Genomic DNA, 17,799 nt, shown 5'->3' with positions numbered 1-17,799 from the left:
CATGATGTGGTCGCTGATGTGGCTGCAGGCTTGCCAAATCCGTTCGAGGGTTCGGAGCCAAGCCAGTTGTCAAGTTTGTCGCGAAATTTGTGCATGGCTGTTCGTGATCAAGATTGCTTGACACGGATAGCGTGCTCCGCTCAGCTTCATGCACGTCGTGCTCTCCTGCCGCAATTTGTTCTTCGCACCCCGCAAATTGAGTACAAAGGTGATGCAAAATAAGCAGACTGATGGTCAACAGCTTTCCGGCATGCGCCGGCGTGATCTGTTGTCGATGATCGGCGCCGTTGCGGGCAGCGCGGCGATGTACCAGGCGATGACCACGCTCGGTTTCGCCGAAGAGTCCGGCTACAAGGGTCCGATCAAGCTCGATGGCGATCCCAAAGGCGCCTCGATTCTCATCCTCGGCGCCGGCCTTGCGGGCATGACGGCCGCGCTCGAATTGCGCAAGGCCGGATACAAGGTCCAGATCCTTGAATTCAACACCCGGCCGGGTGGCCGCAATTGGACGCTGCGCGGTGGCGACCGTTATACGGAGCTTGGCGGTACCGAACAAACCTGCGAATTCGCCGAAGGACTTTATATCAATCCCGGCCCATGGCGGATCCCCTATCACCATCATGGCGTTCTCGATTATTGCAAGCGGCTTGGCGTGGCGCTCGAACCGTTCGTTCAGCTCAATCACAACGCCCTGCTGCATTCGTCGCGCGCATTCGGCGGCAAGCCGCAACGTATCAGAGAGATCAAGACCGACTTTCAGGGGCACACGTCGGAGCTGCTCGCAAAGGTCACCCAGCAAGGCAAGCTCGACGATACGGTATCCAAAGAAGACAAGGAAATCCTGCTGCAGGCGCTGAAATCGTGGGGGGCGCTCGATAACAATTACGCCTACAAGGCGAATGAGATTTCGGCGGAGTTCCGCGGCTATGCGAAGGAGCCCGGCGGCGGGTTGAATGCCGCGCCGGTGCCGGGCGATCCGATCGGCTTGTCGGACATCCTGAAATCCCGGCTGTGGCGCTCCCTGCAGAATTTCGCGCTGCACGAATTCCAGACCACCATGTTCCAGCCGGTCGGCGGCATGGACATGATCGGCAAGGCCTTTGCCAAGGAGGTCGGCGACCTCATCCGCTACGACGCCAAGGTGACCCGGATTCAGCAGGACGCCGGCGGCGTGACGGTGACCTATATCGACGGCAAAAACCCGGGCACGCCGCAGCAGGCAAAGGCGAATTGGTGTCTTTGCACCATTCCGCTCTCGATCCTCAGCCAGCTTCCCGTGGATGTCGGCCCCAAGATGAAGGCGGCGATCGACGGCGTACCCTATGTGTCGTCCGTGAAGGTCGGCCTGCAGTTCAAGCGTCGGTTCTGGGAGGAAGACGAGGCGATTTACGGCGGCATCAGCTACACTGATTTGCCGATCAGACAGATCGCCTATCCGAACACCGGCTTCAATCGCAGCGGCCGCGGCGTGTTGCTCGGCGCCTATATGTTCGAGGGTCCCAACTCGTATGAGTTCACCTCGATGGCGCCGTCAGAGCGAATTGCACGCGCGGTGGAGTTCGGAGCGCAAATCCATCCTCAGTACAAGACCGAGTACGAAAACGGTGTTTCGGTCGCCTGGCACCGGGTCCCGTATACGCTGGGCTGTGCCGGGTACTGGACCGAGGCAACACGGGCCGAGCACTACGACAATATCTGCCAGATCGATGGCCGGATTGCGCTTGCCGGCGAACATGCCTCGTACATTCCTGCGTGGCAGGAGGGGGCCATTCTCTCCGCACTCGATGCCATTTCGCGGCTGCATAGCCGCGTCGTCAAAGCCTGATCATCTGCGAGGGCATTGTTCCATGACACGACTTGTTGCCTGGTCGGTTGCCGGTTTCGGCCTCGTTTCACTCCTGGTCTGGTCGCAGGCCGGTAACCCGGCGCGGGCGCAAGGCGCCCATCCGATGCTCAGTCCATCCCAGACCTTCGTGGAGACAACCGGCGAAGAGATCTATGCCAACGTGTGCCAGGGCTGCCACATGCCGGACGGCAAGGGAGCAGTCGGCGCAGGAGTCTATCCCGCGCTCGCCAACAACAAGAATTTGGAGGCGGCCAGCTACCCGCTTTATGTCGTCATCAATGGCTCCAAAGGCATGCCGCCGGTCGGCTTGATGATGAACGACGAGCAGGTGGCGGCCGTGGTGAATTTTGTGCGCACCAGCTTTGGCAACAGCTATCAGGACAAAATCACGGCCAAGGATGCCAAGGATGCGCGGCCCGAGAAAAAGTAGAGTGCATAGCGTTTTCCAGCGAAGTGGATGCCGTTTCCCCCGCGACAAACGCGAAGCGTTTGCGCGGAGAAAACGCGTCAAAATAAAAATCTAGAGCACCGTTCCGATTCTATCGGAACGGTGCTCTCAAGAAACACGCGGTTTTTTGAGATCAGGGGACATGCAGATGAAATTGGCTTCGTTCGTTCTTGGTGCAGTCGTGGCGGGTGTTTTGGCGGGCGTTGGCGTCGCTCAAGCCGAAATTGTCCGGCATCCGATTCCCAATTCCACCTTCCCGATCGCGCTGGATGTCCAGGTCTCGGGCAATGTGACGACCTACTACGTCAGTGGCCAGGTTCCCGCCGTCGCCAACAAGGATGCCGATGCCTCGAGCCCTCAGGCTTATGGCGATGTGCAGACCCAGACGGTCAGCGTCCTGACCAAGATCAAGACCATCCTCGAGGGCCATGGGCTTGGTATGGGCGACGTGGTCAAGATGCAGGTCTTTTTGGTTCACGATGCGCGGGCGCCGATGGATTTCAAGGCGTTCATGGAGGGCTACACCAAGTTCTTCGGCGGCAGCCAGCCCAATCTGCCGGCGCGGTCGGTGGTCGGCGTGGCGGCGCTGGCCAATCCGGGGTTCCTGGTTGAGATCGAAGTCATCGCCGTGAAGGACAACAAGTAGGCGTAATGGCTGTCATGCGGCGCGCGGGTTTAGCTTGCGGTGGTGGCCGCACGGCGGCAACCTGACGCACTCTGGATCACACCCAGGGAGACTTGAAAAGGAGAGTTGAATGTCCTGCCGCCGCCTGTCGTCCCTCGTAGTCGGACTGGCTCTGTTCGGCGCCGTTTTCGGCGAACCACGCCCGAGCCACGCGGAGGCACTGACTGCTCAGCAGCAGCGCGCCTTCGACATCTACAAGGAGCTGGTCGAGATCGACACCACGACGGCGACCGGCGACACCGCCCGAGCCGCGGAGGCGATGGGCGCGCGGCTGCGTGCCGGCGGGTTCAGCGATACCGACGTTCACGTGTTCAAGCCGGCGCCGCGGAAGGGCAATCTCGTCGCCCGCCTGCGCGGCAGCGGCGCCCGCAAGCCGATCCTGCTGGTCGCGCATATCGACGTGGTGCCGGCGCTGCGCGAAGATTGGTCGGTCGACCCGTTCAAGCTGACGGAAAAGGACGGCTACTATTACGCCCGCGGCAGCGGCGACGACAAATTCATGGCGGCGGCCTTTGTCGCCAACCTGATCCGCTATCGGCAGGAAGGCTACAAGCCGGATCGCGACATCATTATTGCGCTGGAGACCGACGAGGAAATCCTCGATGCCGATGGGCTCGGCATCCAGTGGCTGATCAAGAATCATCGTGATCTGATCGACGCCGAGTTCGCTCTCAATGAAGGCGGCGGGGTCGGATTGAAGGACGGCAAGGCGATCCGCAACAGCATCCAGACCAGCGAGAAGGTGTCACTCAGCTACCAGCTGGAGGTCAAGAACAAGGGCGGGCACAGCTCGCTGCCGACCAGGGACAACGCGATCTATCATTTGGCCGAAGGCCTGGCCCGGCTGGCGAAATTCGACTTCCCGGTGAAGCTCAACGAGACCACGCGGGTTTATTTCGAGCGCGCGGCGCAATTCGAGAATGATAGCAACGCGGCGGATATGCGCGCGTTGCTGGGGGCGCGTCCCGATCCGGCAGCGGTCGACCGGCTCTCAGCCAGTCCGGTCTTCAATGCGCAACTGCGCACCACTTGTGTCGCGACACTGCTGGAGGGTGGGCATGCTGTCAATGCGCTGCCGCAGATGGCCCGCGCCAAGGTCAATTGCCGCATCTTGCCCGGGGAGCCGGTGGACGAAGTGAAGGCGACATTGGTCAAGGTGCTCGCGGATGAGCAGATCAGCGTGACGCAGATCGGCCAGCCGGTGGTGTCTCCGCCGTCGCCCCTCAACAAGGAGATTTTGGCGGCGATCGGAAAATTGTCGGGCGAGTTCTGGCCCGGCGCGGTGATCATGCCGGTGATGAGTTCCGGCGCCACCGATGGCAGTTATCTGCGCAACGCCGGTATCCCGACCTATGGCCACTCCGGGCTCGCGGGCGACATCAACGATGTCCGCGCGCATGGCCGTGATGAGCGGGTCCTGGTGAAGTCGTTCTTCGAGGGCGATGAGTATCTCTACCGGCTGGTCAAGGGCCTGGCTGGTGGATCGTAGACGCTGACGATGGTAGCCCGGATGAGCAAAGCGACATCCGGGAAATTAAAGTCGAGCGGTCGCCCCGGATGTCGCTGCGCTCATCCGGGCTACGAGACTGGATGCCGTCACGTTCATTGCCCTGCGACGTCGCGCGGGTCCATCGACGCTTCCAGCTTGCGCAGGGCTTCCTCAGCGAGCTGGGCCGTTGTCGTGGCGACGGTTTCGCCCGGCTTCAACCCCGCATCCCGTAATCGCGCAATCAGTCGTTCGGTGCGCACCCGCGCGGCGGAGCTGTCGACATGATAATACGTGTCCAGCATATGCTCCGGGGCGAAATATGAATCCGCGGGCTCGCCGATCACGGTGATGCCGTTGCGTTCAAAGATGGCGCGGACCTGATCGGCAATGGGCAACCGTCCGTTCGGCATCGCATAGCAGTCCGACCCCGCAACCGCCGGCCAGGCCAGATAGACGCGGATCTTCCGCTGTGTCTGAAGCTCGGAGAGCTGCTTCGCCGCCCACGGCACGATCGGCGGAATCTCTCCGGCAGCGGCGATATAGTCGGCACAGTTGATGTCGGTCACCGACGAGCGCCGCCGCGTGTCGTCCTTGCGATCCCCATTAGGCCATTTCGACATCTCGTCGCGCACCCGACCAAGATGGTTGCGGCGCAGATCCTTGCGCAGATACAGCCGTCCCGCATCCGACAGATTGTGCAGCGATACGTGGCGCACGGCAAAATACAGCCGCTGTGGCAACGGCAGGCTGCCGTAATAGGCTGCATATTCGTCCGGCGTCTTGTCGATGAAGTCCAGCGGAACGATATCGCGAGTGTAGTAGACCCATTCCAGCGGGACAACGAGGATATCGCCCTCGCGGGCGTATTTCAGCATCCGGTAGATTTTCATGTCGAGCGGAATGCTGCCGTTGTCGGCAACGTCGATCGTCGGCTTTCTGAATGCCTGCTCGATCAGTCCGGGCTCGACGCCGAACATCGAGCTGGAGCCGGCATCGATGATGATGCGGGGCGTGGCGATAGTCTCCAGCAGGAACTGCGAATAGGAGTACGGCACGGCGCGGTTGCGTGTCGTGAAAAAATCATACGACAGAAGGCTGGCGAACGCGCACAGCGTGGCGCCGATAGCGGCAAACAGCAGGAATGTTACGAGTTTTCTCACGTCAGAAATTATAATAGATGAAGGGAGACGAAATCGACGTATTGGTCGCGACCATCGCGACGATCGCGGCCACGCCGGCAAACGCGCCGGAGAGTGCGATGCGCCCGCGCCAGTCGGCGGATGCAATGGCCTGGCTGTTCGGGCAGAACCAGACCAGCAGCGCACTGATCACCAGCAGCGGCCGCACGGCAAACAGCAAGGCCGGGGCATCGAACTGCGGCTTGGCCATGGTCAGCAGCAGGGTGTTGGCGGTGGCGAGGTCCGGGGCGCGGAAATAGACCCAGGTCATATTGATGAACAGGAAGGTCACGACGATGCCGACGAGCTTCGGCATGCGGTAGCCGGCCGTAGACCAGAGGCGATGCACGCAGCATCCCAGACCATGGAGCGCACCCCAGATAATGAAGGTCCAGGCCGCGCCGTGCCAGAGGCCGCCCAGCAGGAAGGTCAGGAACAGGTTGCGGTAGATCATCGCCGACGAGCCGCGATTGCCGCCGAGCGGGATGTACAGATAGTCGCGCAGCCAGCGCGACAGCGTCATGTGCCAGCGGCGCCAGAAGTCCTGGATCGAAACCGCGATGTAGGGCGAGTTGAAATTGTAGGGAATGCGGATGCCGAACAGCAGCGATATCCCCACCGCCATATCGGCATAGCCGGAGAAATCGAAATAGAGCTGGAACGTATAGGCCAGGCTGAGCAGCCAGGCGTCGGTAAACCCGAGTGACGGCACCGCCTTGTAGCCGAGATTGACGAAGACGCTGAGCTGGTCGGCGATCAGGAGTTTCTTGATCAGTCCGATGGAGAACAGGCAGATGCCCTCGATCAGAAATGTCGCATACGCCGACGAGGCAAATGAGAGCCCCTCCTTGCGTCCCAGTATCCGGAATTGCGGCATCACATCGCGCCAGTGAATGATCGGTCCGGCCACCAGATGCGGGAAATAAGTGACGAACAGTCCGTAGCTCGCGATATCGCGTTGACGCTCGCCGTTCTTGTAGATGTCGGTCAGGAACGCGATCTGCGTGAAGGTGTAGAACGAAATTCCGATCGGCAGCGCGATGTTGATGTGGCGCGGCGCCAGGTCGAAAACGGCGGCCAAATTGTCCAGCGCGAAGTTCGTATATTTGAAGAACGCCAGCATTCCCAGATTGAAGGTCAGCGCGAGGATGAACAGCGCCTTGCGTCGTGACGGGGACAGGCCGAGATCCACCAGACCGCGCCCGGTCAGATAATTGACCAGGATCGATACGATCAGGATCGGCGTTTCAGACGGGTTGCCCCAGGCGTAGAACACTACCGATCCGACCAGCAGGATCGGCAGCAGCAGTTTTCGGAAACCGAGCGCGAGCGAGATATGGAATGCCGCCAGAACGATCGGAAGAAATCCGAGAAAAAACTCTCTGGTGACGAAAAGCATGTGGTCCCGTGGTCTTCAGCCGCTTTCCCCGCGGTATCAGACTAAAGCGCATATTTCGGGATGTTTCGTCAATATCGCAGCGCCGGCAGGACGGCCATGCATGTCATGGTTCTGTGACGTCTGAACGTCGCCCGCGGCATCATGCGATCAAAGCAAAATGGCCGGATCAGGCGCTGGGCGCCTTCGATCCGGCCACCGGCTGTTACGGCGTGTCAGTACTGGTTGAAGAACAGGCCGCGCGGCTGATAGGGGCGCCCGTACTGTTGTGAGTAGGCGTCGGCCTCGTAGCGCGGATCGTATTGCGGGCGTCCCTGGTAAACGCGCCGGCCGTATTGATCGGTGGCATAACCTAGGCCGCGGTTGGCCGCGACGGGGCGGCCGTACTGATCGACATAGACCTCGCCGGAATCATCCAGTCCGCGCGCCGCGGCACGGGCATTGCGGGGAGTGATCTGGACGGGATCGCCCGCCGCGTCGCCACGTGCAACGTTGGTCTTGCCGCGACCGCGGCGTGCCAGCGCCACCTGGGATGAGCCGGTCAGTGTCACGGTGGTCTTGAGCACGCCTTCCCTCTCCACCAGCGCGTAGAGTGTCGCGGCGTTTTCGCGCGAGAGCCGCACGCAGCCATGGGAGGCCGGCGCGCCGAGCTTGCCCACCGAGTCGGTGCCGTGGATGGCATGGCCGACCTTGGTGAAAAAGATCGAGTGCGGCATCGGCGCGTCGTCCCACTCTTTCGAGTAGTGGTCGGCTTCCATGCGGAAGGCGCGGAAGGTGCCGTTCGGTGTCTCGTGCGCGGGGACACCGCTTGAGACCGGCCATGTGTACTGCTCGACGCCGTCGACAGCAACGGTCATCTGCTGGCTGTCTTTGTCGATCGTGATCTGGACCGCGGCCTGCGCCGTGCCGCTTGCGAAAATGATGGCCGAGCCGGCAACGGTGAGGGATAGAAGGTGGCGAACAACGGACGATGTCATGGTGTGATGCGCACTCATACTGGTACTCGCCTCCAAGGACTTGGCGCTAAGGCCTTGGCGCTCGTATGTCGAGCCGGCCTGCCTCCACGGCCCAACGGTATTAAAGCATAAAAGCCGAATTTGGTTCCACCACGTTCCGATCGGTTCACGTTAAGGTAACCAAACGAGGGGCCGTTCATAAAAGGCGCCCTTGCCGAGGGCAGCTGCCGACGGCCCGAAATGGTCCGGAAAACTACCGATCTGCGGCGTTGGGCTCGACCTTCACGCTTTCGTCATATCTCGTCGCAACCTTCGGTTCCCTGCTGCGTTAGTGGGGTCTTCGAGAATGACCAGGAGACTTGGAATGTTGAGGGACATCGGACGGCAGGCAAGCGCGATTGCCGTGACCAGACCATCGCTGATCAGACTGCATGCGATCGCCGCCCTGTCGGCGCTGGCGTTGCTCGCGCTTCCTCACGTCGCCCACGCCCAGGGTATTGTTGGCGGAGCTGAAGAGGGGAGTCGCCGCGGCAACCGCGCGGCCGGGCCCGTCGGCGGTGTGGTGGGCGGAGCGATCGGGGCGGGCGTAGGTGGCGTGGTCGGGGGCGTCAAGGGCGTGCTCGGCATCCCTGACCGTCGCGGCTATCGTCACCGTCACTATCGGCGGCATCGCCACTGATCGAATTGCGGGACCGACCACCAATCCGTCGCGCTCCGCGCGGCGGATTTTTGTTAGCAGCATGACCGATAGTGTCGCAGCGGGCAGCTGAGACGCTTTCAAGTCCACGGTTTGCGAATGGCGAGTGCTTCGTCCGGTTCGAGCTGGGCCTCCGCCACAAGACGATCGCGGTCGCGTATCGTCAGTCTGGAATACCCCACTCGTATGACCTTCGCGGCTTCGAGCCGTTTCAGCAGCCGGCTGAGGGTTTGCCGCGAAACCCCGACCATGCTCGCCAGACTTTCCTGGCTGATCTGAGCGATGAGCTCGGTATCCTTGGCCGCATGCTTGTCCCCGGCGATGGCGAGATGCAGCAACGCATAAGCCAGTGATGCTTCCGGCCGCATCGTCACGATACGGCCCATCGCCGCGAGTTGCATCCGCTGATGGCGACAGGCGATCAATGCGAGCTCGCGATAGAAATACGGATCGCTCTGTGCAATCACGTCGATGGCGGCGAGCGAGAGATGAAGGATTTTGGACGTGTCGGCGCCGACCGCGTCGTGCGGACGTGGTCCACCATCGAGGACAGAGATCTCGCCAAACCAGTCACCGGGGCCGACGATCAGGTTGAGCCGCTCCAAACCTGGGCTCGGGTAGTTGGCCAGCCGCACGCCACCTTCGAGGACCGCGAACAGGCCGTTCGGAGGATCCCCGATGGCATACAGCCTTTCGCCTTCGCCGATGGCTTTCAAGCGGGCTCGCTCGAGGATCGCGGCGCGTCGTGGCTCAGGCAAGCCGCCGAACCACGTGCCGTGCATCAGCACCTCTTCCATCCGCCGACGGTCCATGGGTGAAAAATTACGGTTCCCCCGCCCAATTGTAAACCACGCGACAGTCTCTCCCGACCAGGGCGACTATCGGTCTTCCCCAACGCCGCATGCCGCGGCGAAAGAGACAAAGGGAGAAAGCAGATGGTTGCCGCGATCCAGAATCTCCACACTGCGGAGATGTCCGACGCCGAGCGCGCGGTGCGCATCGATCTCGCCGCCGCCTATCGCGCGGTGGCTTTATATGGCTGGGACGACCTCATTTTCACCCACATCTCCGCCCGCGTCCCCGGTCCGGAACATCACTTTCTGATCAACCCCTACGGCATGATGTTCGATGAGATCACGGCATCCAGCCTGGTCAAGATCGGCCTCGACGGCAATCCTGTCAGCAAATCTCCCTATCCGGTCAACCCCGCCGGCTTCACCATTCACTCGGCGGTGCACGAAGTCCGCGAGGACGCCGGTTGTGTGATCCATTTGCACACTCCCGACGGCACTGCGGTGTCGACGGCGGAAAGCCGGCTGTTGCCGCTGAATCAGACGGCTCAGATCGTTCTTTCGGATCTGGCTTATCATGACTATGAGGGCGTCGCCCTTGATCATGACGAACGACCGCGTATCCAGCAGGACCTCGGCAACAAGAATCTGATGCTGCTGCACAATCACGGGACGTTGACGGTGGGTCGCACCGCCGCGGAGGCTTTCACGCGCATGTACTATCTCGAGCGCGCCTGCACCATGCAGGTGCGGACCCTGATGCAGGGCGGCAACCAGCATCCGACCGAGGAATCGGTCATTGAGAAAAATGCCGCGCTCGGCAAATCGGAGGGCTTTGCTGCGTTGTCGAACCAACTGGTCTGGCCGGCAATCCTGCGCAAGCTCGACCGCGTCAACCCGGGTTACCGGGATTGAGTGTCCGCCTGCCGTGCGCGCCCGCAGCAATGGGCGCGCACCGTTATGCTGCTGTGCAGCGAGATTTCAAGACAAGACTTCCAAGGAAGAAACGTCGGTTCGCGCGAAACGCGTCATGTTGGCGCATGCTGCGCGTGTCGTTTTGGCCGACTTTCGTTGACGCCGTCATATTATCGTTTCTAATGACCTGATCTGCGATTTTCAAAAAAAATGGGCTGAGCACAATCAGCCGGTTTCAAACGGGGAAAACGCATGGACAACGGCAAACAGGCTGAGAATGCCTGGAGAGTGTTGATTCTGCTCTTTCTGGCCAACCTTTTTAATTTCTTCGACCGCACGGTCCCTGCGATTCTCCTCGAACCGATCCGCCATGAATGGAGCCTCAGTGATTTCCAGCTGGGGATCATCGCCGTTGCTTTTACGGTGGTTTATGCCATCGCCGGCCTGCCGCTCGGACGGCTGGCGGACTCCGCATCGCGCAAGAACATCATGGGATGGGGGCTCGCGGTCTGGAGCATCTTTACCGGGCTCAATGGTCTGGCCTGGAGCTTCTGGTCGTTTCTGGCGGTGCGTGTCGGTGTCGGCATCGGCGAGGCGAGTTACGCGCCGGCCGCCAATGCCCTGATCGGCGATCTGTTTCCGTCCAGCAAGCGTTCGCGCGCGATCGGCATCTTCATGCTCGGTCTGCCCCTCGGACTGATCCTGGCGTTCTTCACCGTCGGCGCGATGGTCAAGGCTTTCGGCTCCTGGCGCGCGCCTTTCTTCATCGCCATGGTGCCGGGGCTTGTTCTCGCGGTCTTCATGTTCCTTATCAAGGAGCCGGCGCGCGGCGCTGCCGAAGAGACGCAGATCTCGCTGGCGCCGATCGATCAGCCGATCCGCAAGGTGATGCGGATTCGGACAATGTGGTGGATCATCCTGGCCGGGATTGCCTCCAACTTTGCGGCCTATGGCACCAACACCTTCATGGTGCCGATGCTGCAGCGTTACTTCGGCTTGCCATTGGAGCAGGCCGCGGTCACCACAGGCATCATTGTCGGCGTGACCGGCCTCATCGGCCTGACCCTTGGCGGCTGGATTGCCGACAAGATGCATCAAAAGTCGGAGCAGGGCCGGCTGATGTTCGGCGCGTTGGGGCTCGTGATCGCGGCGCTGGCGACATGGTATGCCCTCACGCTCGGCAGCACCCAGATCGGATTGTTCACCGCGCTCTTCAGCATCGGCTGGCTGCTGCAGTACAACTACTACACCTGCGTCTATCCGGCGATTCAGGACATCGTCGAACCGCGCCTGCGCGCCACCGCGATGGCGGTTTTCTTCGCCGTGTTCTATCTGCTGGGCGGTGCATTCGGCCCTCTGGTGGTCGGATTGTTGTCGGATCACTATGCATCCGCGGCTATGGTCGCGGCCGGCGCGACCCAGATGACCGAACAATTCAAGGCCGCCGGTCTGCACAATGCGATGTTCGTGGTGCCGGTCTCGCTGCTGTTGACGGCGATCGCCATGTTCTTTGCCGCCCGCACCTTCGTTGCCGATGCCCGGGCGATGAAGCAGGGGATGATTGCACGCGCTCCGGCCATTGTGGGGGCGCCTCGCCCGGCATAACCGACCAGATACGATCCGGCCCAAAACGGGAGCGACGCGCATGGCAGGCGGCAAGCAGGCGGACAATGCCTGGCGGGTCTTGATTCTGCTCTTTCTCGCCAACCTCTTCAATTTTTTCGATCGGGCGATCCCGGCGATTATCATCGAACCGATTCGCCATGAATGGAGCCTCAGCGATTTCCAGATCGGCATCATCGCCGTTGCCTTCACGGTGGTCTATGCCGTGGCCGGCCTACCGCTCGGCCGGCTTGCCGATACCGCATCACGCAAAGCCATCATGGGATGGGGCTTCGTGGTCTGGAGCGTCTTCACCGGCCTCACCGGCCTGGCGTGGAGTTTCCTCTCGTTCCTGGCAATCCGGGTCGGTGTCGGGGTTGGAGAAGCGAGCTATGCACCCGCCGCCAATGCCCTGATCGGCGATCTTTTCCCGTCCGAGAAACGATCGCGCGCCGTCGGTATCTTCATGCTTGGCCTGCCACTCGGGCTCATCCTGGCGTTCTTCACCACGGGGGCGATTGTCAACGCGTTTGGGTCATGGCGAGCACCGTTCTTCATTGCGATGGTGCCCGGCCTCGTGCTGGCGATCTTCGTGTTTTTCATCAAGGAGCCGGCCCGGGGAGCGGCCGAGGAGATCCGGATCTCGGAGGCGCCGATCAGCCAGCCGATCCGCAGGATTTTGCGGATCCCGACCATGTGGTGGATCATCCTGTCCGGGATCGCCGCTAATTTTGCCGCCTACGCCGCCAATACCTTCATGGTGCCGATGCTGCAGCGTTATTACGGCCTGTCGCTACAGCAGGCCGCCGTCACCACCGGCATCATCGTCGGCATCACCGGCCTGATCGGCCTCACCGGGGGCGGCTGGCTGGCGGACAAGATACATCAGCGGTCCGAGCGAGGGCGCTTGCTGTTCGGCGCGTTCGGGATGCTCATCTCGGCGTTTGCCACATGGTTTGCGCTGATGCGTGATCACACCGAGGTTGGGCTGTTCACAGCGCTCTTCAGCATCGGCTGGCTCGCGCAATATTGTTATCATACCTGCATTTACCCGGCGGTGCAGGACATCGTCGAACCCCGGCTGCGTGCCACCGCGATTGCGGTGTTTCTGATCGCGCTGTACCTGCTGGGCGGTGCGTTCGGTCCGCTGGTGGTCGGCTGGCTGTCGGACCGCTACGCGGTCGCTGCGATGGTCGCGAGTGGCGCCAACGAGATGACGGAACAGTTCAAAGCCATCGGCCTGCACGATGCGATGTATGCCATTCCTGTCTCGCTGCTGCTGACGGCGGCGGCGATGTTCATGGCCGCACGCACCTTTGTCGCCGACGCCAGGACAATGAAGGGACAGATGAACGCGTCCGCGCCGGTGATCGTCGGTGCTCCGCGGGTGGCCTGATTTCAGTTCGGCCGGACCATCCGCAAGGGATCAACATGCTGGTCGTACTGTTCGCCGGTTAGAAAACCCAGGGCCAGCGCCGCTTCACGCGGCGTGGTGCCGTCAGCGACGGCCCTGGATGTAATCTGCGCCACCTTGTCGTATCCCAACACTGGATTGAGTGCGGTCGCGAGCAGCAGTGCGTTCGCCACATTGCTGGCTAATCTTTCGCGGTCGACATCGAGATCCTTCACCAGCCGATTTGCGAACATTCGTACGCTGTCGGCGAGCACACGGATCGACTGCAGCACATTGTAGATCAGCACTGGCTTGGCGACATTGAGCTCGAAATTGCCGGAGGCCGCCGCCGCCGTCACCGTGGCGTGATTGCCGATCACCTGGAATGCTGCTTGCGCCACCACCTCGGCGATGGTCGGGTTGCGCTTGCCCGGCATGATGGATGAGGTCAGACCATCGTTTGGAATGATCAGTTCACCAAGGCCGCAGCGCGGGCCGGAGCCGAGCAGGCGGATATCATTGGCGATCTTGATCAGCGAAACCGCCAGCCCATTGAGCGCGGCGGAGACCTCGACCAGGGCATCGTGCGCGGCCATGCCTTCGAACTTGCTCGGATTGGGTTCGAACGCGATCCCGCAAAGCGCGCTGACTTCCTCGCAAAAGGTAGCGTCGAATCCGACGGGCGCATTGAGGCCGCTGCCGACCGCGGTGCCGCCTTGCGGCAGCAAACAGAGCCGCTGTAATGTCGCTTCGATCCGTGCGATGCCATTCTGGATTTGGCGGGCAAAGGCATCGAAAGCCTGGCCGATGGTCATCGGCACCGCATCCATCAGATGGGTACGCCCGATTTTCACGATGTCGGCAAAGGCCTCCGCCTTGGTCGCCAGTTCGGCCTGCAATATCGCCAGCGCCGGCAGCAACCGTTCCTGCAATTCCAGGGCGGTGGCGAGATGCATGACTGTCGGGAAGCTGTCGTTGGACGATTGCGAACGATTGACGTGATCGTTCGGATGCACCGGCGCCCGCGTGCCAAGCGGCTGTCCCAACGTCTCGTTGGCGCGGTTGGCGATCACTTCATTCGCATTCATGTTGGTCTGGGTGCCGGAGCCGGTCTGCCAGATCGTCAGCGGGAAATGATCGTCGAACCGTCCCGCACGCAGCTCGGCTGCCGCGGCTTCGATGGCGTCGGCAAGATGCGCGTCAAGCGTTCCGAGCCGGCGATTGGCGCGCACGGCGGCGATTTTCTGCAGCCCGAAGGCATGGATCAGGCAGGCCGGGAAACGCTCTTCGCCGACGTCGAACACGGCGAGCGCACGCTGGGTTTGTGCCCCCCAATAGCGATCGACAGGAATTTCGACCGGGCCGAAGGCGTCGTGTTCGATGCGCGGCTGCAGCGACATGGCGACCTCTCAGGCTGTGGTCTCGGCGCCATCGAGGCGCGCGCGTGCCGTTTCGTCGAATTCGCCGGCCAGCTTGGCGACCACCACGGTCGCGACCGTGTTGCCGATCACGTTGCAGGTGGAGAGCGCTATGGACAGGAAACGATAGACGCCGAAGATCAGCGCCAGGCCCTCGATCGGCAGGATTCCGGAGGCGGTAACGGTAGCGGCGAACACCACGAACGAGCCACCGGACACGGTTGCCGCGCCCTTCGAGGTCAGAAGCATAATGGCAAGGATGCCAAGTTCCTGCTCCCAGCTCAGCGGCACGCCATAAGCGTTGGCCAGGAAGATCACCCCCATCGACATGAACAGCGAGGTGCCGTCGAGGTTGAAGGCATAGCCGGTCGGCAGCACCAGCCCGACGGTTTGTTTCGAAGCGCCGTAGGCCGGCAGCTTTTCCAGCAGGCGTGGCAGCACGCTCTCGGATGACGCGGTGCCGAGCATGATGATGATTTCGTCGCGGATGTAGCGCAGCAGGTGGAACAGGTTGATCCGGAACAGCGCACACACCGCGCTAAGCACGAACACGATAAACAGGATAATCAGCGCATAGAAGGTCAGCACGAAATACGCCAGCGAGATCAGCACCGTGGTGCCGTTGGCGCCGACCGCATAGGCCACGGCACCGAACGTGCCGATCGGCGCCAGTCGCATGATGATATGAATGAATTCGAAGAACGCGGTCGAGATGGTGTTCAGCCCGGCTTCGATCGGCGCTCGCTTCTCCGGGCTCAGCGCCATCAGGCCGAAGCCGAAGATCAGCGCGATCACCAGCACCTGCAGCAGTTCACCGCGCGCAAAGGCGCCAACGAAATTGTCGGGAAAGACGTTGAGCAGGAACTGGTCGAACGTGGTGTGGGACGTCGATGCGGTCTTGGCTGCGGCCTCTGCGCCCTTGATCGCGTTCGTCGAGGCGGTGAGGTGGCCGAGATTTTTGCCGACGCCGACCAGGTTTCCGAACAACAGCCCGAGCGCCAGCGCGATGGTCGAGACGATCTCAAAATAGAGCATTGCGATCAGGCCGACTTTGCCCACTCGCTTGATGTCGCCGGCGGCTGCGATACCTACCGCAACGGTGAGAAACACCAGCGGCGCCACCGCGGTCTTGATCAGGCGCAGGAACAGATCGCCAAGGATCTTCAGGGATGCGGCGAACTCCGGCCAGATCAGCCCGACGGCGATGCCGAGCACCATGCTCACCGCGACTTGGAAACCAAGATTGCCCCAGAGGGACGCTTTCCTGGTTTTGGTTTTGATATCACTGGGCGCAAGATTGCTGTCAGTGGTTGCTGCGACGGCCATGATTGTCTCCCGAAAGGATGATGTTGCTGTTGGCGCTCTCGGGCGCCTTGCGATGGGGTAGCGACCAATCAGGTCGCGGCAGGTTTGCCAGCGGATATCTGCAGGGCGCGATCGACCATCTGTCCGGACAAGCCCAGATAGTTGGCGGGATCGCAGTGACGACGGATCGCCGCGACGCTGCCGAGCGCGTCGACGATCTCCGGCACGCCGGCCAGGATGTCGGCGAGTTGACCACCACCTTCGATCGCCTTGCGACAGGCGTCGTAGACCATGTCGTGGGCGTGCTGGCGGCCGAGTTTCGGCGCCGCCGCCATCATCACCGCCTCCGCCACGATCAGGCCGTGGGTCAGGTCGAGGTTCTTGCGCATGCGCTGTTCGTGCACCACAAGGCCGGCGAGCATGAACTTGGCGTTGGCCAGCGACGATGCGGTCAGCAGGAAACTTTCCGGCAGCGACACCCATTCCAGATGCCAGGGGCCGGTCGCTCGCTCGAAATCGTGGATCATGCCGTCCAGCATGGCGGCGACGTGCTGGCGCACGGCTTTGGCCGCAGCCAGCATCAGTTCGCTGGAAATCGGGTTGCGCTTCTGCGGCATGGTCGAGGACGCGCCGCGTCCCGGCACGAACGGCTCGGAGACTTCGCCGAACTCGCTGGCCGACATCATCATCACGTCGGTTGCGATCTTGCCGAGCGTGCCGGTGATCAGGCCGAGCAGCGTGACGGATTCTGCGATGCCGTCACGGGCGACATGCCAGGTGATCGCCGGTTGATGCAGATCAAGTTCCTCGCAGAACAGTGTCTGCATGGCGAGACCACCGTCGCCGACGGAGGCGAGGGTGCCCGCGGCACCGGCGAATTCGCCGAGCAGAATCCGCGGCAGCGCCTGGTCGAGACGCTCGATGTGCCGGTCGATCGACGACAGCCAGACCGCGGCCTTGTAGCCGAAGGTCACCGGCAATGCTTGCTGCAGATGGGTTCGTCCCGCCATCGGCGTGTCGCGGTATTTGCGGGCGAGATCGGCCAGGATGCCACGCAGGTCGCGCAGGTCGCGGGCGACGATGGCGAGCGCTGCGCGGATCTGCAGCACGTTCGCCGTGTCCATGATGTCCTGGGTGGTGGCGCCCCAGTGCACGAAGCCTCCGGCGTCGCCGGCGGCGGCCGCAAGCTGATGCACCAGCGGCAGGATCGGGTAGCCGACGATCTCGGTCTCATGCCGCAGCTTGTCGTAGTCGATGACGATGCTGCGCGACGCGGTGTCGATCGCGGCGGCGGCGTCTTTCGGCACCACCCCGCAACGGGCCTGGGCGCGGGCCAGCGCCGCTTCCACCTCGAGATAACGCCCGACCAGGGCCTCGTCGCTGAACACCGCGCGCATCTCGGCCGTGCCGAACATGTCGCGGAACAGGACGGAGTCGAACACCGTGCTGCCCATGAACCGTCTCCTCGGATATTATGTACGTACATATATTATTGTAGGAACATAATAGAGGAGTCAATATACTTCCTTGACGAATCCGTCGGGGGTCGGGCTTCCAGCGCGGGGCCCAAAGCGTTTTCAAGCGAAGTGGGTACCGGTTCGCGTGAAGAAAACGCGTCAAAACAATAAACTAGAGCGTCCGCTCCGATTCTTTCGGAGCGGACGCTCTTGGCTGTAACCG

The 17,799-nt window shown here is 61.8% G+C and carries 15 protein-coding genes; 8 read left to right on the top strand and 7 right to left on the bottom strand.

The annotated features are described in order from the left end of the window. Positions 1 to 250: 250 nt before the first annotated feature. The 4 genes from RS897_RS02420 (at position 251) to RS897_RS02405 (ending at position 4,468) form a co-directional block, all read left to right on the top strand. Entirely contained in the window at positions 251 to 1,825 is a 1,575-nt protein-coding gene (locus RS897_RS02420) for a flavin monoamine oxidase family protein (RefSeq protein WP_315835020.1), read from the top strand. Between the two features lie 22 nt (positions 1,826 to 1,847). Further along, positions 1,848 to 2,276 carry a c-type cytochrome gene (locus tag RS897_RS02415; protein WP_315835019.1) on the top strand — a complete coding sequence of 143 codons (429 nt, stop codon included), beginning with the start codon at positions 1,848 to 1,850 and terminating at the stop codon, positions 2,274 to 2,276. A 166-nt stretch (positions 2,277 to 2,442) separates the two neighbouring features. Then, a complete protein-coding gene (locus RS897_RS02410) occupies positions 2,443 to 2,940 on the top strand; it encodes a RidA family protein (RefSeq protein WP_315835018.1) in 498 nt (165 codons plus the stop codon). A gap of 109 nt (positions 2,941 to 3,049) precedes the next feature. Continuing rightward, complete coding sequence (locus RS897_RS02405) at positions 3,050 to 4,468, top strand: M20/M25/M40 family metallo-hydrolase (RefSeq protein ID WP_315835017.1); 1,419 nt, start codon at positions 3,050 to 3,052, stop codon at positions 4,466 to 4,468. A gap of 113 nt (positions 4,469 to 4,581) precedes the next feature. Here RS897_RS02405 and RS897_RS02400 read toward each other — a convergent pair whose 3' ends face one another. The 3 genes from RS897_RS02400 to RS897_RS02390 form a co-directional block, all read right to left on the bottom strand. Beyond that, positions 4,582 to 5,628 carry a hypothetical protein gene (locus RS897_RS02400; RefSeq protein WP_315835016.1) on the bottom strand — a complete coding sequence of 349 codons (1,047 nt, stop codon included), beginning with the start codon at positions 5,626 to 5,628 and terminating at the stop codon, positions 4,582 to 4,584. A gap of 1 nt (position 5,629) precedes the next feature. Next, the gene (locus RS897_RS02395) at positions 5,630 to 7,045 is read right to left on the bottom strand and encodes an MBOAT family O-acyltransferase (protein WP_315835015.1); all 1,416 of its coding nucleotides are present in this window, start codon (positions 7,043 to 7,045) and stop codon (positions 5,630 to 5,632) included. A gap of 212 nt (positions 7,046 to 7,257) precedes the next feature. Continuing rightward, positions 7,258 to 8,037 carry a L,D-transpeptidase gene (locus tag RS897_RS02390; RefSeq protein ID WP_407654413.1) on the bottom strand — a complete coding sequence of 260 codons (780 nt, stop codon included), beginning with the start codon at positions 8,035 to 8,037 and terminating at the stop codon, positions 7,258 to 7,260. 325 nt (positions 8,038 to 8,362) lie between these two features. Between RS897_RS02390 and RS897_RS02385 the strand changes: the two genes are divergently transcribed. Next, positions 8,363 to 8,677 carry a hypothetical protein gene (locus RS897_RS02385; protein ID WP_315835014.1) on the top strand — a complete coding sequence of 105 codons (315 nt, stop codon included), beginning with the start codon at positions 8,363 to 8,365 and terminating at the stop codon, positions 8,675 to 8,677. 98 nt (positions 8,678 to 8,775) lie between these two features. On the opposite strand, the gene RS897_RS02380 is transcribed toward RS897_RS02385, so the two are convergent. Further along, complete coding sequence (locus tag RS897_RS02380) at positions 8,776 to 9,492, bottom strand: Crp/Fnr family transcriptional regulator (protein ID WP_315835013.1); 717 nt, start codon at positions 9,490 to 9,492, stop codon at positions 8,776 to 8,778. Between the two features lie 138 nt (positions 9,493 to 9,630). Here RS897_RS02380 and RS897_RS02375 point away from each other — a divergent pair, with 138 nt between their 5' ends. The 3 genes from RS897_RS02375 (at position 9,631) to RS897_RS02365 (ending at position 13,399) form a co-directional block, all read left to right on the top strand. Further along, the gene (locus RS897_RS02375) at positions 9,631 to 10,401 is read left to right on the top strand and encodes a class II aldolase/adducin family protein (RefSeq protein WP_315835012.1); all 771 of its coding nucleotides are present in this window, start codon (positions 9,631 to 9,633) and stop codon (positions 10,399 to 10,401) included. 252 nt (positions 10,402 to 10,653) lie between these two features. Then, a complete protein-coding gene (locus RS897_RS02370) occupies positions 10,654 to 12,006 on the top strand; it encodes a spinster family MFS transporter (protein ID WP_315835011.1) in 1,353 nt (450 codons plus the stop codon). Between the two features lie 40 nt (positions 12,007 to 12,046). Then, the gene (locus tag RS897_RS02365) at positions 12,047 to 13,399 is read left to right on the top strand and encodes a spinster family MFS transporter (protein ID WP_315835010.1); all 1,353 of its coding nucleotides are present in this window, start codon (positions 12,047 to 12,049) and stop codon (positions 13,397 to 13,399) included. Positions 13,400 to 13,401: 2 nt separating this feature from the next. Here the strand turns inward: RS897_RS02365 and RS897_RS02360 are convergent, their stop codons facing one another. From RS897_RS02360 to RS897_RS02350, 3 genes are all read right to left on the bottom strand, one after another. Then, on the bottom strand, positions 13,402 to 14,796 hold the full coding sequence (locus tag RS897_RS02360) for a class II fumarate hydratase (protein WP_315835009.1): 1,395 nt from the start codon (positions 14,794 to 14,796) through the stop codon (positions 13,402 to 13,404). Positions 14,797 to 14,805: 9 nt separating this feature from the next. Further along, positions 14,806 to 16,140: a cation:dicarboxylate symporter family transporter gene (locus RS897_RS02355; RefSeq protein WP_315835008.1), complete on the bottom strand. Its 1,335-nt coding sequence runs from the start codon at positions 16,138 to 16,140 to the stop codon at positions 14,806 to 14,808. Positions 16,141 to 16,208: 68 nt separating this feature from the next. After that, positions 16,209 to 17,573 (bottom strand): class-II fumarase/aspartase family protein, encoded by a 1,365-nt coding sequence (locus RS897_RS02350; RefSeq protein WP_315835007.1) that lies wholly within the window; start codon positions 17,571 to 17,573, stop codon positions 16,209 to 16,211. Positions 17,574 to 17,799: the final 226 nt, after the last annotated feature.

It is taken from the genome of Bradyrhizobium prioriisuperbiae (assembly GCF_032397745.1).
Taxonomy (GTDB): domain Bacteria; phylum Pseudomonadota; class Alphaproteobacteria; order Rhizobiales; family Xanthobacteraceae; genus Bradyrhizobium_A; species Bradyrhizobium_A prioriisuperbiae.
The sequence above is the reverse complement of the archived record's forward strand: the minus strand, read 5'-3'. Positions and strand labels throughout refer to the sequence as shown.

Coding starts and splice junctions, on each gene's coding strand:
- RS897_RS02355 (WP_315835008.1), bottom strand. CDS start 16,140: ATGGCCGTCGCAGCAACCACTGACAGCAATCTTGCGCCCAGTGATATC.
- RS897_RS02370 (WP_315835011.1), top strand. CDS start 10,654: ATGGACAACGGCAAACAGGCTGAGAATGCCTGGAGAGTGTTGATTCTG.
- RS897_RS02405 (WP_315835017.1), top strand. CDS start 3,050: ATGTCCTGCCGCCGCCTGTCGTCCCTCGTAGTCGGACTGGCTCTGTTC.
- RS897_RS02385 (WP_315835014.1), top strand. CDS start 8,363: ATGTTGAGGGACATCGGACGGCAGGCAAGCGCGATTGCCGTGACCAGA.
- RS897_RS02410 (WP_315835018.1), top strand. CDS start 2,443: ATGAAATTGGCTTCGTTCGTTCTTGGTGCAGTCGTGGCGGGTGTTTTG.
- RS897_RS02395 (WP_315835015.1), bottom strand. CDS start 7,045: ATGCTTTTCGTCACCAGAGAGTTTTTTCTCGGATTTCTTCCGATCGTT.
- RS897_RS02375 (WP_315835012.1), top strand. CDS start 9,631: ATGGTTGCCGCGATCCAGAATCTCCACACTGCGGAGATGTCCGACGCC.
- RS897_RS02350 (WP_315835007.1), bottom strand. CDS start 17,573: ATGGGCAGCACGGTGTTCGACTCCGTCCTGTTCCGCGACATGTTCGGC.
- RS897_RS02365 (WP_315835010.1), top strand. CDS start 12,047: ATGGCAGGCGGCAAGCAGGCGGACAATGCCTGGCGGGTCTTGATTCTG.
- RS897_RS02380 (WP_315835013.1), bottom strand. CDS start 9,492: ATGGAAGAGGTGCTGATGCACGGCACGTGGTTCGGCGGCTTGCCTGAG.
- RS897_RS02420 (WP_315835020.1), top strand. CDS start 251: ATGCGCCGGCGTGATCTGTTGTCGATGATCGGCGCCGTTGCGGGCAGC.
- RS897_RS02360 (WP_315835009.1), bottom strand. CDS start 14,796: ATGTCGCTGCAGCCGCGCATCGAACACGACGCCTTCGGCCCGGTCGAA.
- RS897_RS02390 (WP_407654413.1), bottom strand. CDS start 8,037: ATGAGTGCGCATCACACCATGACATCGTCCGTTGTTCGCCACCTTCTA.
- RS897_RS02415 (WP_315835019.1), top strand. CDS start 1,848: ATGACACGACTTGTTGCCTGGTCGGTTGCCGGTTTCGGCCTCGTTTCA.